The following is a 14,628-nucleotide window of genomic DNA, read 5'->3' on the forward strand; positions in this document are numbered from 1 at the left end:
GGTACTTCCGTGGTGCTGGCACTTGCTCGTGTGTCTCCTTACGCCAAGATCATAGACCTGGCTTCAGGGACGCTACGAAACAGGGTGCAGCTCAACGTTGCCTGCCACGACTCCCACAGCGCCGGCTGGAAATGGAGCCGGTCCCCGCACCCCGACGGGTCACCGTTGTCCGGGTCGGCACCACGACCACGCGTGATCACGTGCCCTTCGGGCCAGCGACCGAGTTCCAGCGCGCCAAATAACCACCAGAGCCCAGGGGAGAGACGCTCTGACCTGGGCTTTAGCAGTAGGCCGCGTGGGACTCGAACCCACAACCAACGGATTAAAAGGTTGTTGGCTCACCACTCCGGCTTCGCCGCGCTGCAGCACCGCCTTCGCCTTCGCCTTCGTCAAGTACTGACCGGCGAGGTGCGCTCGACGTAGACGATCTGTTCGGTGACGGCCTGGACGCCAACGCATTCACCAATTCTACCGATTTGGTCGTTTTTGGAAACTATACAACCCGATGAACAGAAGGACAACCCCTAATGTCTTGAATCGTTAATTCGCTGGCAGTATGCGGCGAGGGTTTCGAGAATCTCGTCGGCGGTCTTGGTCCACACGAACGGCTTGGGGTTCTTGTTCCACTCGTTGATCCAGCCGCGGATGTCGCGTTCCAGCTCGATGACGCTGCGGTGGGCCGAGCGGCGGAGTTTGCGGCGGGTCAGCTCGGCGAACCAGCGCTCGACGAGGTTCAGCCAGGATGCGGAGGTGGGGGTGAAGTGCAGGTGGAAGCGCGGGTGGCGCAGCAGCCACTTCTAGACCGCTTCGGTCTTGTGGGTGGCGTAGTTGTCCAGGACCAGGTGCAGGTCAAGGTCCTTCGGGACGGCCGCGTCGATGGTTTTCAGGAAGCGCAGGAACTCGGTGTGGCGGTGGCGCCGGTAGTGCTGGGCTATGACCGATCCGGAGGCGATGTCGAGGGCGGCGAACAGGCTGGTGGTGTTGTGCCGGACATAGTCGTGGGTCATCCTCGCCGGCGTCGTCGGGGCCATGGGCAGCACTGGCTGGGTGCGGTCCAGGGCCTGGATCTGCGACTTCTCGTCCACCGCCAGGACCAGCGCGTTCTCCGGCGGGCAGAGGTAGATCCCGACGACGTCGCGGACCTTGGTGACGAACTCCGGATCCGTGGACAGCTTCCACGTCTCCACGGTGTGGGGCTTGAGCCCGAACGCCCGCCAGATCCGCGAGACCGCGGACTGCGACATGCCGGTCGCTTCGGCCATCGACCGCGTCGACCAGTGCGAATCCCCCGACGACGGCTTCTCGTCCAGGGTCTTGGTCACCAGTGCCTCGACCTGCTCGTCCGTGATCCTGCGCGGCGGCCCCGGACGCGGCCTGTCCGTCAGGCCCTCCAGCCGGTCTTTGACGAACCTCGCCCGCCACTTGCGTACCGTCTCCCGCGAAATCCCCAGGTCCTCCGCGACCTGCGCGTTCGGCAAGCCCTCCGCACACGCCAGCACAATCCGGGACCTCAGCACCAGAGCCTGAGCAGCCGTCTGCTTCCTCAACCAGCATCGCAGCACACGGAGTTCTTCGTCGGACAGCACCACCGGCAACGGCTTCGGACCAGGCATCACCACACCCTACAACCGCCCGCGAACTAACGACTCAGGACACTAGAAGCGGCAAGAGAGCTCTGAGAGCTATAGCTACAATGTTTAGATCCTTTTTCAATGCAGCCCGACGAGGCTCGTCCGGATCGTATATCAGATCCAGCGAATCTCCCTTTTCGCGCATCTTCAGATTCGCATTAACGGGGAGTCGACCGGTGACTTCCTGGTTATCGATCTCGTAACGCACTTGACAGCCATCGAGGCAATGCAATGGGTCCTCATACAGAATCCCCACGACCGATTCGTTTCGTTCGGTGAGCTCGACTCTGTCCACCATCATTGGAAGTAGTGCCCACGCACCGATGACCGTACAGAAGGCTCCAATCAAGATCTGCATGACCGCGTGGGCGACCGGACGGCGACCCTTCTTAGCCTCTGATGATTCGTCCGTAGTCATCTCGACCTCATGGCGGGCACCCGGCAGCAGCGCGAGCCCTCGCGACTCCGACTATTTCGATCGGCCGCAGCACCCCGAGGAGAGTCCGGGAAAGAAGTATAGCCCTGCGCAAGTTGTCGTCGCCGAACCGGAGCCACTCAGCTGCCTCAAATCGCAACCTTCTCGCGTAAGGCCCGCCATTCATCGGTCAGCCCACCGCCTTGCGAGCGCCCCCCCCCACAACCGGAATATCGCAGGGATCACGAGACGTCAGCCCAACACCACACTTTGAAGCTCAGTAGGGCGGCAGATCAATAGCGGGCCCAAAAACCGCCTGCACCGGTTCCGTTACCAATGCAGCCTCGAAGCCAGTCTCGCTACGTCAAGACAGCAACTCAAACACAGCCGCACTGATAAGGCCCGCGCCTATCAGCGTAGCAGCAACCCCGAAGACCTTGGAAAACGCGATGTAGAAAGATTCCGATGCCTCGAAGAGCGAACCTCTCTTGAGCATCCGAACCCCTCGCCCACCGGAATTCCGGAGCATCACCCATCCCAAGTAGAGAAAGATTCCCCCTCCGAGCAAGAAGACGAGGATCCCAAGTAGCGGCATCTTGTTGGATTCCACCACAGAAAGCATCATTGAGAAATCCACTCCACCCACGAAGACGTTTTTACAAGACCACTACCCTACACGACTGCCTGCATCGCCAAACGCGATGCAGGCAGTCGCGACACCTTACCGATCAGTGAACGTTCAGAAAAGGTCCCAAGACCAGGTATGATTCAGATTTGGGCCGCCACTAAACCCTGGCGTCCCAATTCCTCCACCGAAGGAATTGTAAATGATCGGATCTCCTTCGCTATTGGTTCCGATTCCCGACGGCAGGTAGTAACCATTGGCCGTAAATCCCTGACCGGAACAGGTGTCGACGGCAACGTAGTAGCTGCCCGTCATGCATACCCCGTACCCCCAACCGCTCAGGTCCGAGTAATTGTCAGCATTACTGACAACTCGATTCGCGGTCACAGCGTAACCGACGCCTATTTCAGGGTTCACTGACAGGGAATGGCCGACATCGAATCCACCACCTGGCTTCTTCGAAGACATCAGACAGTAGTCGGCGTTCGCACCAACAACTACTGCGAACGAAACACTGACACACAACCCTTGTGTCGGCTCATCGATGCCCACAAGGTTTCCCCCAGCATGAACGAGAGCACCGATGACGTTCTCGACCGTGCTTTCGGAGTCATCATTCGAGCTTGCCCCTTGGTACTCCGCCGTATAGACGTCGACGCGCATTCCAGCTTCGAATGTGTTCCCGTTCGGCCTGGAGATGTGTGCCACATAACTAGTCGTGTGGCTAGCACTTCCGTCTGGGGCCCTCCCCGGCTGCCGGTTTTCCTCAAACCACATGTACCCGCCACCTGTGGAGTGGTTGACACCATTCCCGTCGGTGTAGGACAGGCTTCCGTCGGCTCGCGTGACCGTGTCGTCGCCGCAGCTTACGTCGTCGCCTTCACCGCCGCAGGCGAGGCCGTGGCCGTCGAGTTCGATGCCCGTAGTTGGGTTGCCGCCGGCGAAAGCGTAGCGGTTCCCAGTTATCCCGTCTGCGCCGAGCTGCATGTCGGCGAGTGCGCCGTTGTACATGTCTCGGGTGAGGAATCGGTTGAGGGCGGGGTCATAGTCGCGGAAGCCCATGTCATAGGTTCCCGACGGCTCGTCCCAACGCTTAGAATTGAAGCGGTACGGGTTGTACGGCTCTTGGTCGGGGTTACCTGCGTCGGGTTTGTCGATTCCGGTGAATTCTGAGTCATCGTCGTTCCCGTAGGCAGTGTAGCCATATGTGGCTTTGGAATTTCCCTCGGAGTTTGTGAGGATTTCCACGTCGGTGTGGCTGTTGTAGCCGTAGACGCCCAGTTCCTGGGTGTCGTCGGTGTTGTGTGTGATCTGGGAGAGGCGGTTTCCCCAGGGGCCATACTGGTAGGACTTGGTGACCTCGCCTGCCACCCGTTCGTCGAGCACCTCATCGGACGTGCCCAGGTAGCTGTAGTCGGTCGTCTTGCCTCCGGCAGTGGTCTTGGAGGTCGTGCGGTCCAGCGGGTCGTAGACATACGACGTCTTCTTCTGGGTGCCGTCGTCCTGCAGACGGCTGTGCTCGGTGACGTGGTCGAAGCCGTCGTAGGTGCTGCGCTCGATGATCTGGCCGGCTGATGTGACGGTGTCAAGGCGGCCATAGGGGTCGTAATTGTAGGACGTCGACGTATCTCCGGTGGCCGCCGAGATCAATCTGTTGCGGTCGTAGGTGTAGGTGGTATCGACGTTCCTCACCGTCTGGCTGATGACGTTGTCGTTGTCGTCGTGAACGTAGCTCTCGCTGCCTGTCCCGTGGCCGGTCTTCGTGACCTGCGCGATCCGGTCCACCGGGTCGTAGACGTACGACGTCGTCGATTCCAGGTACGCCGCGTGGTCGTCGGCGTTCATTTTCTGCGCGATGTCCCGGGCCTTGTTGCCGTTGGCGTCCCAGTCATAGTCGTGTGAAGCGACCAGGTCTGAGCCGTTGTCCTCCTGCGTCGCCTTCAGTGCGCCGTTCGCATAATACGAATAGTCGACGATATTCCCGTTCGCCTTGTTCTCGCGCAGCTTCTGACCCCGCGGGGTGTATTCGTACGAGGTGATCCGCTTCGTTGGGTCGTCCGCGCTCTTGCCGGCCTCGACGGACTTGACCATGTTGCGGACGTCGTAGGCGTAGGACTGGAACTCGTCGGGGTGCGTCATCGTCGCCGGCTGGCCATTCGGGTCGTACGTCATCGACGTGGTCTTCTTCGGTTCGCCGGCGAGGTTCTCGGTGATCTTCTCGACCTGGTTGAGGCCGGTGTAGCCGATGACGTAGGCGTCGATCTTGGCGCCCGAGGAGACGTCGTTGATGTCGATGAGGTTGCCGTTGACGTCGTAGCGGTACGTGAAGTCCTTGCGCTCCTCGTCCACCGCCGACGAGTCGTCGCGGACGAGTTGCACCGCGTCCGCTGTCACCGCGCCGGTGTCGCTTCCCTTCAAGGTCAGGCTCTTGATGCCTTGCTTGAAGGGGTAGGTGCCGAGCTTCACCCAGCGGCCTGTCCGCTCGCTCTGGTCGGATGTCGCCGTGGCGGTGCCTTCGGCGTGGTGGATCTCGTAGCGGGCGCCTGGGGCGGCGTCGGTTGTCTTCGGGTACTTGGCGTAGACGGTGTAGTCGCCCTTGGCCGGGATGTTGAGCTGCCAGGTGAAGGTGCCGTCCTTGCCTGCCGCGAGCGTGCGGTGGTCGTAGCCCTGGCTGGACTTCGTGTCGCGCCGGGGGTTGCTTGTCGTCCAGTCGCCCGTCGACGAGGTGTTCTGAGTGTCGGAGTTGTCGACGAGGACGGTCTGCCGGCCGACCGGGACGCCCTCGTCGGTACGGGCGGCGAGTGAGCCGTCGGGGTTGTAGGTCCAGCCCATGGTGCGGGAGCTGGCTTCGCCTTGGCTGGTAAGGGTGCGGGATGTCTGCTGGCCGAGGTTGTTGTAGTCGTAGGAGGTGGTGATCTCCCACGGGTCGGTGGAGGTGCGGATCCAGCCGTTGTCGAAGTGGGTGTACGCGGTCTCATTGCGGACCGTCTCACCCTCTGACGGCGGCGCGGAGATCTTCGAGACGTTACCGACCGCATCGTACGTCGTCTCGGTATAGACGTCCGGGTCGTTGTACCGGGCGTCGTTCGGGGCGTAGGGCTGATACTGCCGCTCCGGGCGGTTCAGCTCGTCGTAGGTGGTGCGGTGGGTGAAGTCGTCGGCGGTTGCGGTGTTGACGCCGCGGGGGGTTTCGACCTTGGTGCGGTTGCCGGCCTGGTCGTAGGTGAACTTCGTGGTGCGTACCGTGCCTGCGTCGGTGTCGTAGGGGACGCGTTGGGCGATGGGCAGGCCGCGTTCGTCGTAGTCGGTCTCGGTGGTCTTCTGTGCCTGGTCGGTTGTGGCGATGACCAGGGAGTCTTTGTCGTAGGTGGTAGTGGTGGTTTCGCCTGCGGCGTCGGTGACCGTGTCGGGGCGGTGGTTGAGGTCGTAGGTGGTGTTGGTGGTGAAGTCGGTGGTGTCGGGGGTCTCGTTCTTCTTGGGGTCGATGACGTGGGTGACGTTGCCGACGTCGTCGTAGCGGTAGGAGAGCTTGTCGCCGTCGGCGTTGACGACGTCGGTGAGCTGGTAGATCGCGTCGTAGGTGTTGGTGGTGACGAAGTCGTCGGGGTTGTCTGCTGTCGCGACGCCCTTGGGTTCGGTCGTGGTGAGAAGGTTGCCGACGCGGTCGTAGGTGTAGCGGGTCTCCCGGCCGGTGGTGTTGTTGTCCGGAGCCGTGGCCGCGGTGACCTGGTCTGCCTCGTCGTAGACGGCGGTGGAGACGGCGCCGTTGGGGGCGGTGGCGCGGGTGATGTTGTCGTTGGCGTCGTAGACCGGGGCGGGGGTGGTGATGAACTCGCCCGCGGTCTTGGGTACGACGCTCTCGCCGGGACGGCCGTAGGTGTCGTAGGTCTGGGTGGTGGTCTTGTCCAGGGCGTCGATGACCTTGAGGACCTGGCCGCGTTCGTCGTAGACGAAGTCGGTGCCGTTGCCCTTCGGATCGGTGATCAGCCGTGGGTAGCCGGTGGGGGTGAAGTCGGCATTGGTGGTGGTGTTGTTGCGCGGATCGGTGGCCGTCTGAAGCTGGCCGTGGCCGTCGTAGGTGTAGCGGGTGGTGTAGTCGCCCGCTTCCGCGGTGGCGGTGCCCTTGGGGTCGGTGACGGCCAGCAGGTTGCCGTACGCGTCGTAGGTGAAGGTCCAGGTACGGCCCTCGGGCGAGGTCTTGCGCGCCAGGTCCTTCACGTAGCTGTCCCCGACGCGGGAGGAGTACTCGTACACGGTGGCGTTGTCGGGGGTGGCGCCGTCGGTGCAGACGGCGGGCTCGGGGACGCCGCCTGCGACCTTGTTCTGCTCGGCGTCGCGCTGCCAGAGGGGGTAGCCGGTAATCGGGTCGTAGCAGTAGGCGGTTTCGGCGCCGTTGGCCTCGCGGAGGTAGATGACGTTATTGTCCGCGTCCCACGACATCCGGGTGGACTCGTTCTTTGCGTTGGTCAGCGTCACCGGGCGGCCGAAGTCGTCAGTGGTGTAGTCGGTGACGCTGCCTTCGGCGTCCTTCACCATGGTGTCCGTGAACTTCGGGTTGTCCGCGGGGTTGTCCGCGTCCCCCGCCGCGTACGTGAACTCGGTGCCGTTGCCGCGCCGATCGGTGATCTTCTTGGCCCACCAGTGATACTTGGGGTCGTCCCCGGCACTGGGAGTGTTGTATTCCAGCGCGGTGGAGTTCTGGCGCGGGTCCTGGACGCCGACGAGCTTGACGTTCTTGTTGCCCTGCCCGGCGTCGTAGGCGAAGTCAAATTCCTTGGGCTGTGCGCTGCCCGCACCGTCGACCATGCGGCCCAGCAGACCCTTGCTGGTGTAGTAGAAGGCGAGCTTGCGGCCGGAGATGTCGGTGACCGACTTGATGTGGTCGTAGATCTTGGAGTTGTTCAGTTTCCCCGTGCCGGCGACCTGCTTACCCGTGTCGTCGATGAACTCCCACGACGTGTCGCCCTTCTGGTAGTACTCGACCTCAAGGGACTTCCGGCCGGCGGGGTCGGTGATGTAGTCGAGGAACTTGGTCGGCTTGTTGTTCGACTTGCGCTCGGTGTACGTGTACGTCTGCGTGTTCCCGTTGGGGTCGACGACCGAGGTCAGGTAGCCGTCGCAGCCGAAGAGGAACCGGGTGCCGTCCGGGCGGGTCGCCGTCCAGGCGTCCGGGATCGGGTCCTTGGCCGGGGTGCAGTCCAGGTCCTGTTTGGGTTCGAGCTTGTAGTGGACGCCCGCGGGGGCTTTGAAGCTGCCGTTCTCCTGCTTGCGGAAGATGTGGGTGGTGCCGTCGCCATCCGGCCAGCGGACCTCTGTAGGGCGCGGGTTGGGGTGGAAGTCCAGCGGGGCGCCCAAGCGTAGTGGGCCGGCGGCCTGGGCGGACCAGCCGTGGCCGGTGATGGTGTCCGAGGTGTCGAGGGAGTTGTAGGCGACGCGGAAGAAGGTGTTCAGGCCGCGGCCGGGGTTGGTGAAGGCGTCGTAGGACCACACCGCGTTTCCGGCGGCGGTGTTGTTCATCACCGTGGAGCCGGCGCCGGTGGGTGTGCCGGTGTAGGAGTAGAACTTCTCCAGGCCCAGTTCGTCGGATGTGGGGTCCTCGACGGCCACGCGCTGGGTGAGGCCGGGGATGCCCTCCTGGTCCGACAGCCACCTCTTCACGTCACCGCGGTACACGTCCCAGGTGAGCTGATAGTCGGTGCGCTTGTTGCCCGAATCGGAGTTGATCGGCGTCTTCACCTGCGCGATGACGGTCTTCTCCGTGCCCGGCGGGATGCTGGCCGGCAGGCCGGTGACGACCGGCTGCCCCAGGCCCGGCGGGGTGCTGCCGTCGGGCAGGGTCCACCGGTACGACAGCCCCCATGTGCCCGGGTTGGCGTTCAGGGTGAAGTCGGTCGTGTTGGTGAACGTGACCTTGACGTTGTAGGTGCTGTTGGGCGTCATCCGCTGCGGCGTCTCAGGTGCGTAGTACGTCGACTCTGCGGTGGCGTCGACGTAGATGACACGCATCAGCGGACCGAGCTGCTGATCCTGGCCCTCGCTCGACAACCAGAGTGACCGCTCCCGCGGCCCGCTGGCGGACTCGTTGGCCAGCTTGACCATCGCGCCCTTGTTGGAGTCGGGCGTGCTGACCCAGCCCTTGACCATCGTCGTGGCGTCCCACCAGTGCCGGCCGACGTCTTCGGTCCACTGAGGCACAGTGTCCGAGAGGGTCGCCGAGACGTCTCCACCGGGCTTGGTCCAGGCGGTGGTGGCGTTGGCGTTGTTCCAGGTCGCGGTGGTCTCATCGAAGCTGCGGTCGAGGGGGCGCAGTTCGTAGACCGCGCCGGTCGACCCTGTGTCCCGGGTGGTCTCGGTGCCCCACATCTGCAGTTGGGCTTCGAGGACGGTCGCGGTGGCGGGGATCGTCGAGGTGTCGAAGTCCAGCGCGGCGCGGGTGGTGCCGTAGGTGTCGGAGTTGTTGCCCACGGACAGCCAGTTCTGGCCCACGTTCCAGGACTGGATGGTGTCCTGGTTGGTGTTCGGCTGCGCCGAGGACAGCGTCGTATCCGCCACCGCCCCGCCGGCGGAGCCCTGGATGAGTTTCATGGTCCGGCCCGCTTTGGGGATGCCCACGATCCGGGTAGGCGAGCCGAGCAGGTCACCGTCTGCCGTCTTGACCGCGATCTGGTAGTAGTACGACTTCCCGATCTCCGGACCCGGATCCGGCGACGGCGTCGCGGTCGTATCGGTGAAGTTGTCGGTCTGCTGATCGCCGATCGGGGCGATCAGTGTGGCCGCGGAGGGGGTGAACGCTTGCTGGGTGGAGCGGTGGATCTGGTACTCGGCGAAGTCCGCCCCGGCATCGGCGGTGGTGTTGGTGTAGGGCTTCCAGTGCAGCTCGGGGCCGGTGCCGTGCACGACGGTCGGGGAGTCGAGTGCGGTGCCGATGCGGCCGTAGGAGACCGTGAGCCTGGGGATGGTGGACGTCTCGCCGCCGTAGGAGCCGTCGCCGGCCTCGTACCGCGGCCCGCCGCGCGCGTCCACGCCCCTGGGGGCTTCGTCGTACGCCTTGAGCACGAATCCGTTGTTGGGCAGGGTGCCGTTCACCCACTCCTGCACCGAGTTCTTCACCGGGAAGTTGTGCCACTGGTTGTACTCGCCGGGGTCCTTCCACAGCTCCGCCCGGTTGACCAGCCGCACCGCGTCCGCGACGTTCTTGCTCGACGCGTCCCCGGTGTCGCCCAGCTTGATCGTGTTCGCGGTTCCCTTGGCGTAGCTCAGCTCCTCCGTGCCCAGGTCCACCCACCGGCCGGACGTCCCGCGCTGGTCCACGGTGAAGTTCGCCGTGCCGCCGCGGTGCTTGATCTCGTACGGCGCCGCCGAGGCCGCGTCCGCCACCCCGGGGATGTACACGTCCGTGAGGTAGCTGGCGGTCTCGGGTACATCGGGCTGCCAGGTGTACGACTCCCCCGTGGCCGAGTTCTGGTTGTAGCGGTAGTCGGACTCGATCCCCGCACCGGCCACCCGGGTCCAGTCCCCGACCGCGGCCGTGCCTGCGCGGCCGTCGTCGAGCTGCAGCTTCGTACCCGACAGATCACCCAGCAGGTCCTTGGTGCTGTCCCAGGTGGCTGTCGTCTCGTCCCACGGTCCGGTGGCCTCGTGCGCCTCGATCTTCACTTTCTTGCCGCCGGTGGTGTGCGTCTGGTCGTAGTACAGACTCAGCCGGGCCGAATCCACCGTCACGCCCGCCGGGATCTCGTTCAGCGGGAACTTGATCAGCGAGCGGGCCACTCCAGTCGGGGTCGTGCCCACCTGCAGATCCCACGCCTGCCTGAAGTTCACCCCGGGCTGATCGGAGAGCACCATGACGTCCTGCGACTGGGACGGCGACGGCGCGATCGTGATGGTCGGGTCGACCTTCACCGGGTACTGCCGCTCCTTCGCGGCCAGCCAGCCCGCATCGGGGGTCAACGTCAGCAGCCACTGCTTCCCGTCCCGGCTCAGCTTCTGCGTGACCTTCGGACTCCACGCCTTCCCGTACGGGGAGGAGTCGTCCCTGGCCGCATCCGTCATGAACGGCGCCGGGATCACCAGCACCGGATCCCTGCTCATCTCGTGGAAGAACGCGACCGAACCGTCCTTGCGGGACTCCGGCGTCAGACCGTCGGTGACGTCCATGGTGAAGGCGAACGACACCGGCCTGTCCGGCCGCTCGTCAAGGACGATGTCCTCCTTCACCTCCCCCGCACCCACCCGATACGTAAGATCCGCACCGTTCACGGCGTCGGGGTAGGTGACCGTGCCGCCCTCGGCCCGCGGCTTCAGCCCACCGCTCGCGTCCTTCAGCCCGAACGTCACGGACTGACCCAGCTCCGCCTCGACCTTCAGCAGCCGCTCGGCCGAGTCACCGAAGTAACTGCGGGCCAGGTTGGTGGTGTTGGCGTACGCGTAACCCCTGGCGTCCGACTCCGTTACCGCGGTGTCGATCGCCTTCCAGGCGCCGCCACGGGTCTCGTACGACGTGGGCGCCGCGGCCAGCTCCGCCTCGACCCGGCCGTCCGACATCCGCCAGAACCGCGCCTCCGGCGTACGGCGCCCGGTCAACTCCTTCACCCGCTTCGCCGCCGGCTCAGCCTTGCCCGCAGGCAGCTTCTCCCGGCTCGCAGGGTTCCGGCTGTCGCTCGACGGCAGCTCGTCCTCATCCGGATCGTCGTCGCTGAACCAGTCCCTGACCGTATCGACGACACCGCCGACCCCGGGCGTGGAACCCGCCGCAAAAGCCGGCTGCGGCAACAACGTCACCAAAAAAGCCGCCGCCACCGCCGACGAAACTAACCGCCCCAGCCGAGCCCTCATCCAGCACCCCTTCACGCCATTTCCCCACGCGTGAATACACCCGGGAAAACGGCACGCCGAATAACCGGACGGGCAGATGCCCGGCCAGCACAACGCACGCAGTGCATGGGGGGTAGTCGCCCGATCTTCAACTGATCGCGGTGTACCTGTCAAGCGATCGGCGATACACGCGCAAAGCGACTCAAATACACCTGCCCTGGCAGCGTGTAGTAGCACAGTGCACACGCAGTGAATCCATCAACTGCCCTGGTCAACACACCACGGCGACCTGCTTCCGCAGCAGAGCCCTGCCCGAATCTGAGACTCACCCAACGCGCCGTGAATTCTCGCCAGAAAAGGAGAAGAAGCCCCTGCGCTTCCCCGAGAGGCGGGCATGTGACACTCTCGGCCTGCCAGGAATTCAGCGCCCGAAGACGAACGGAACCTCACCCATGCCTACCGCGACCACCGCGAAAGCCGAAACGGATAACCCCCACCCGCCAACCGGATTCCTCTCGCGACACCGCCGAACCCTCACCGCCGCCCTCACCGCCACCGCGCTGACCGCAGCCGCCCTCCTCGGCTACACCCTCACCCGCAACGACGACACCCCACCCGAACAACGCCCGGTGCCGACCGCCCCGGTGACATACACCGTCGACGGCGAAGGCACCGCCCAGATCACCTACGTCGCACGAAGCACCACCGGCGCCGGCACCACCGCCCTGGAAGCAGCCCTGCCCTGGCGCAAAACCGTACGCATACCCCTCGGCAAAACCCCCACCATCACCCTCATCCTCCCCGACGACGGCGGCCAAGCCACCTGCACCCTCGCCATCCGCGGCAACCACGCCCAACGCTCCACCGCCACCGGCCCCCACGGCCGCGCCACCTGCAGCGCAGAACCCCCCCGCCACCGCTGACCCGCGGACGGGCTGCATCACAGAGCAGACCCTCCGGACGCCACCGGCCAATTGCTCGCCCGGCACGCCGCCGGTGATCTCGCTCCTTCGCGTCGGCCGGTCGATCCGATTCATTCACTGCCATGTGGCAACCAAACGGAAAATTCTACTTCACGGGACATGCGCGGGATCAAGCACCTAACATGCCGTCAGCTAGGTCATTGACCTGCGGAAACGCGGGATGAAGGAACGGCCTCCGGAGCCGTCGCAACATCGGCATGATCCGCTTCGCCCCTGACCACGGCGCCCCAGTGCGGTGCCAACGAAGACATGACAGGGCATGCCGACAGGAAAGTATCCTGCTGACTTGCCGAGTCGCCCGTCGCCGGGTTCCAGAGCATGAGTTGACCAACCACAGGGGCTTACATAACGAGCCGGGTTGTCGGTAGGTGATGAAGCAGCGGGCGAGCCGGTTCGCTCCGCTGAACCCTCGACTACAGAAAAGGTGTTTGATCTCTGGAAGGACGGCTCTTTCCCACAAGACCGTCCACTCCGCAAACAGAGGCGACGTCATCGCTGACTTTCCTGCGACAGCCTCCCGCGCGGAGGGTGCCGCAGTGGTCAGGCAGACCTGGGGGGCCACCGCAGTGTGAATGGCGCGCCAGGGGTGCGTCGACTCGGCGATGAGACGATGGTGTTTGAGTAGGTGTCGTAGGCCCAGGAAGCCGTACTATGCGGGTCGGCCTCCGGGCCGCTGATTACTCCGCGCAGTAGCCAGCCCGGACCGTCACACCCCACGAATTTCGCATGCATGAGCCCGGTCGAGCCGTCCGGCCTCCTCCCGGGGCTCTCGACCCGCAACTCAAGTCCCAGCGGACCTGCCCAGTCCTCCACCATGGCGTTCTTAGCTTGAAACGCCGCGTGCAACTCACCTCGTACCGTCGCCCAGGGCCTGCCAGGGTCAGCGCCGAACGCCTGCAGTTGAAGCCGACTGCCCCCACGGACGACGTTCACTCCCTGGACCTCTCCGCTGCGCGAGCGCAAGGGCTCTATATCGACGCCCGCACCACAAAGAACACGGAGGCAGCCAAGATCGGCAAAGCCGACTCGGCCCGATTCCGTCTCGCTGTCGTCCCACGGACCGATGTCGACTCCACGCCGCCCAGGTCCCAAGGAATCACTGGGCCCCAGGTTTTCGTGGAGCATGCTCTCCGCCGCCTGGAGAAGTTCGTCGATGTCCGCCTCCGACAACGACGCCCTCTTGATCGCGGCACTGAGCAGCGCCGCTACGTTGCCCAACGTCGCCGTTTCCTCTTCGAGTACCTCCCGCCCGGCCTCCACGCTCCCCAGGGACGCCGCGACAAGAGACACTGCAACGCCGAGGTCGAGGCCGGAATCCAGTTCCCGCGCGATCTGCCGCGCCGGAATCCTGTCCTTGCCCCACCGCTCCAGCACCAAGAGCTTGAGCGCCCCGTGGAGGATCCAGAACGGAGTGACCGCCTCCACATCAGCCGAGCCGGCACGCGACCGTACCTCCACGGGAACAGCCGCACCGGCCAAGGCCGCAGAAACCACGGCCCGTGCATCAGCCCTCGGCCCCACGTTCACCTCATCCACCTTCGCTTCAGCAACTGCCAGGCCCTTGCTCCGGTAATGATCAAGGCAAGAGGGCCCTCAACCACCCCTGCGGGAGCATCCAACTGGTGCGCCATCGGCTTTGCATACTTTCCTGCGTTCCCCGGAGCACCTGCAACAGCGCGCTGCCGATCTCTGGCGGCCTCCCCTGCACGCGCCACACGAAGTTCTTCTTCCGCCCTCTCGCTTCTGCCTCGCGGCCGATTGTAGGAGCCGCCATCGGGGTCCAAGAAGTCCGGGATCTCGGCCGGGTCGTTCGACGCCCGGTTGATCGACGGAATCTCTGTCGCAACCCCGCCGGAGTCGACCTCGAACATGCGGCGACCGCAGTTGTGGACCAAAGCGTCGGTCGTGCCCACCGCTACGTGGTACGTGTGGGCGTTGTCGACCGTGAGGTTGTGGACCGTAGTTTCGGCGGTTCGGGCTCGGACGGCGGTGAGTTGGACGTAGGTGCCGGCCCCGGTTTGCAGCCACTGGCCCGGTTTCAGGTCGCCTGCCTTGAGCCACTTCTTCAGAAGCCGTTGTCTTTCCGAATGTGATCGTTGCGTTTTCGCTGTTCAGGCATGATGTCGGTGGTTCTGCGGCAGGGACGGCACGTCGTGTTGT

At 64.4% G+C, this 14,628-nt stretch carries 6 protein-coding genes and 1 pseudogene; 1 reads left to right on the top strand and 6 read right to left on the bottom strand.

The window, feature by feature from the left end:
- Positions 1 to 524: 524 nt before the first annotated feature.
- The 4 genes and pseudogenes from FB457_RS34845 to FB457_RS34860 form a co-directional block, all read right to left on the bottom strand.
- Positions 525 to 1,613 (bottom strand): annotated as a pseudogene (locus FB457_RS34845) (IS630 family transposase).
- 34 nt (positions 1,614 to 1,647) lie between these two features.
- Positions 1,648 to 2,049 (bottom strand): hypothetical protein, encoded by a 402-nt coding sequence (locus FB457_RS34850; RefSeq protein ID WP_145784684.1) that lies wholly within the window; start codon positions 2,047 to 2,049, stop codon positions 1,648 to 1,650.
- 361 nt (positions 2,050 to 2,410) lie between these two features.
- Entirely contained in the window at positions 2,411 to 2,656 is a 246-nt protein-coding gene (locus FB457_RS34855; RefSeq protein ID WP_145784685.1) for a hypothetical protein, read from the bottom strand.
- A 129-nt stretch (positions 2,657 to 2,785) separates the two neighbouring features.
- A complete protein-coding gene (locus FB457_RS34860; protein ID WP_486589264.1) occupies positions 2,786 to 11,452 on the bottom strand; it encodes a DNRLRE domain-containing protein in 8,667 nt (2,888 codons plus the stop codon).
- Positions 11,453 to 11,937: 485 nt separating this feature from the next.
- Here FB457_RS34860 and FB457_RS36645 point away from each other — a divergent pair, with 485 nt between their 5' ends.
- Positions 11,938 to 12,408 (top strand): hypothetical protein, encoded by a 471-nt coding sequence (locus FB457_RS36645; RefSeq protein WP_486589265.1) that lies wholly within the window; start codon positions 11,938 to 11,940, stop codon positions 12,406 to 12,408.
- A 600-nt stretch (positions 12,409 to 13,008) separates the two neighbouring features.
- Here FB457_RS36645 and FB457_RS34870 read toward each other — a convergent pair.
- Both FB457_RS34870 and FB457_RS36650 read right to left on the bottom strand, forming a co-directional pair.
- Positions 13,009 to 14,004 (bottom strand): DUF3710 domain-containing protein, encoded by a 996-nt coding sequence (locus FB457_RS34870; protein WP_145784686.1) that lies wholly within the window; start codon positions 14,002 to 14,004, stop codon positions 13,009 to 13,011.
- Positions 13,992 to 14,537 (bottom strand): hypothetical protein, encoded by a 546-nt coding sequence (locus FB457_RS36650; RefSeq protein WP_107086250.1) that lies wholly within the window; start codon positions 14,535 to 14,537, stop codon positions 13,992 to 13,994. The genes FB457_RS34870 and FB457_RS36650 overlap by 13 nt, the downstream gene beginning before the upstream one ends.
- Positions 14,538 to 14,628 lie beyond the last annotated feature (91 nt).

The organism is Streptomyces sp. CNZ287 (genome assembly GCF_007827615.1).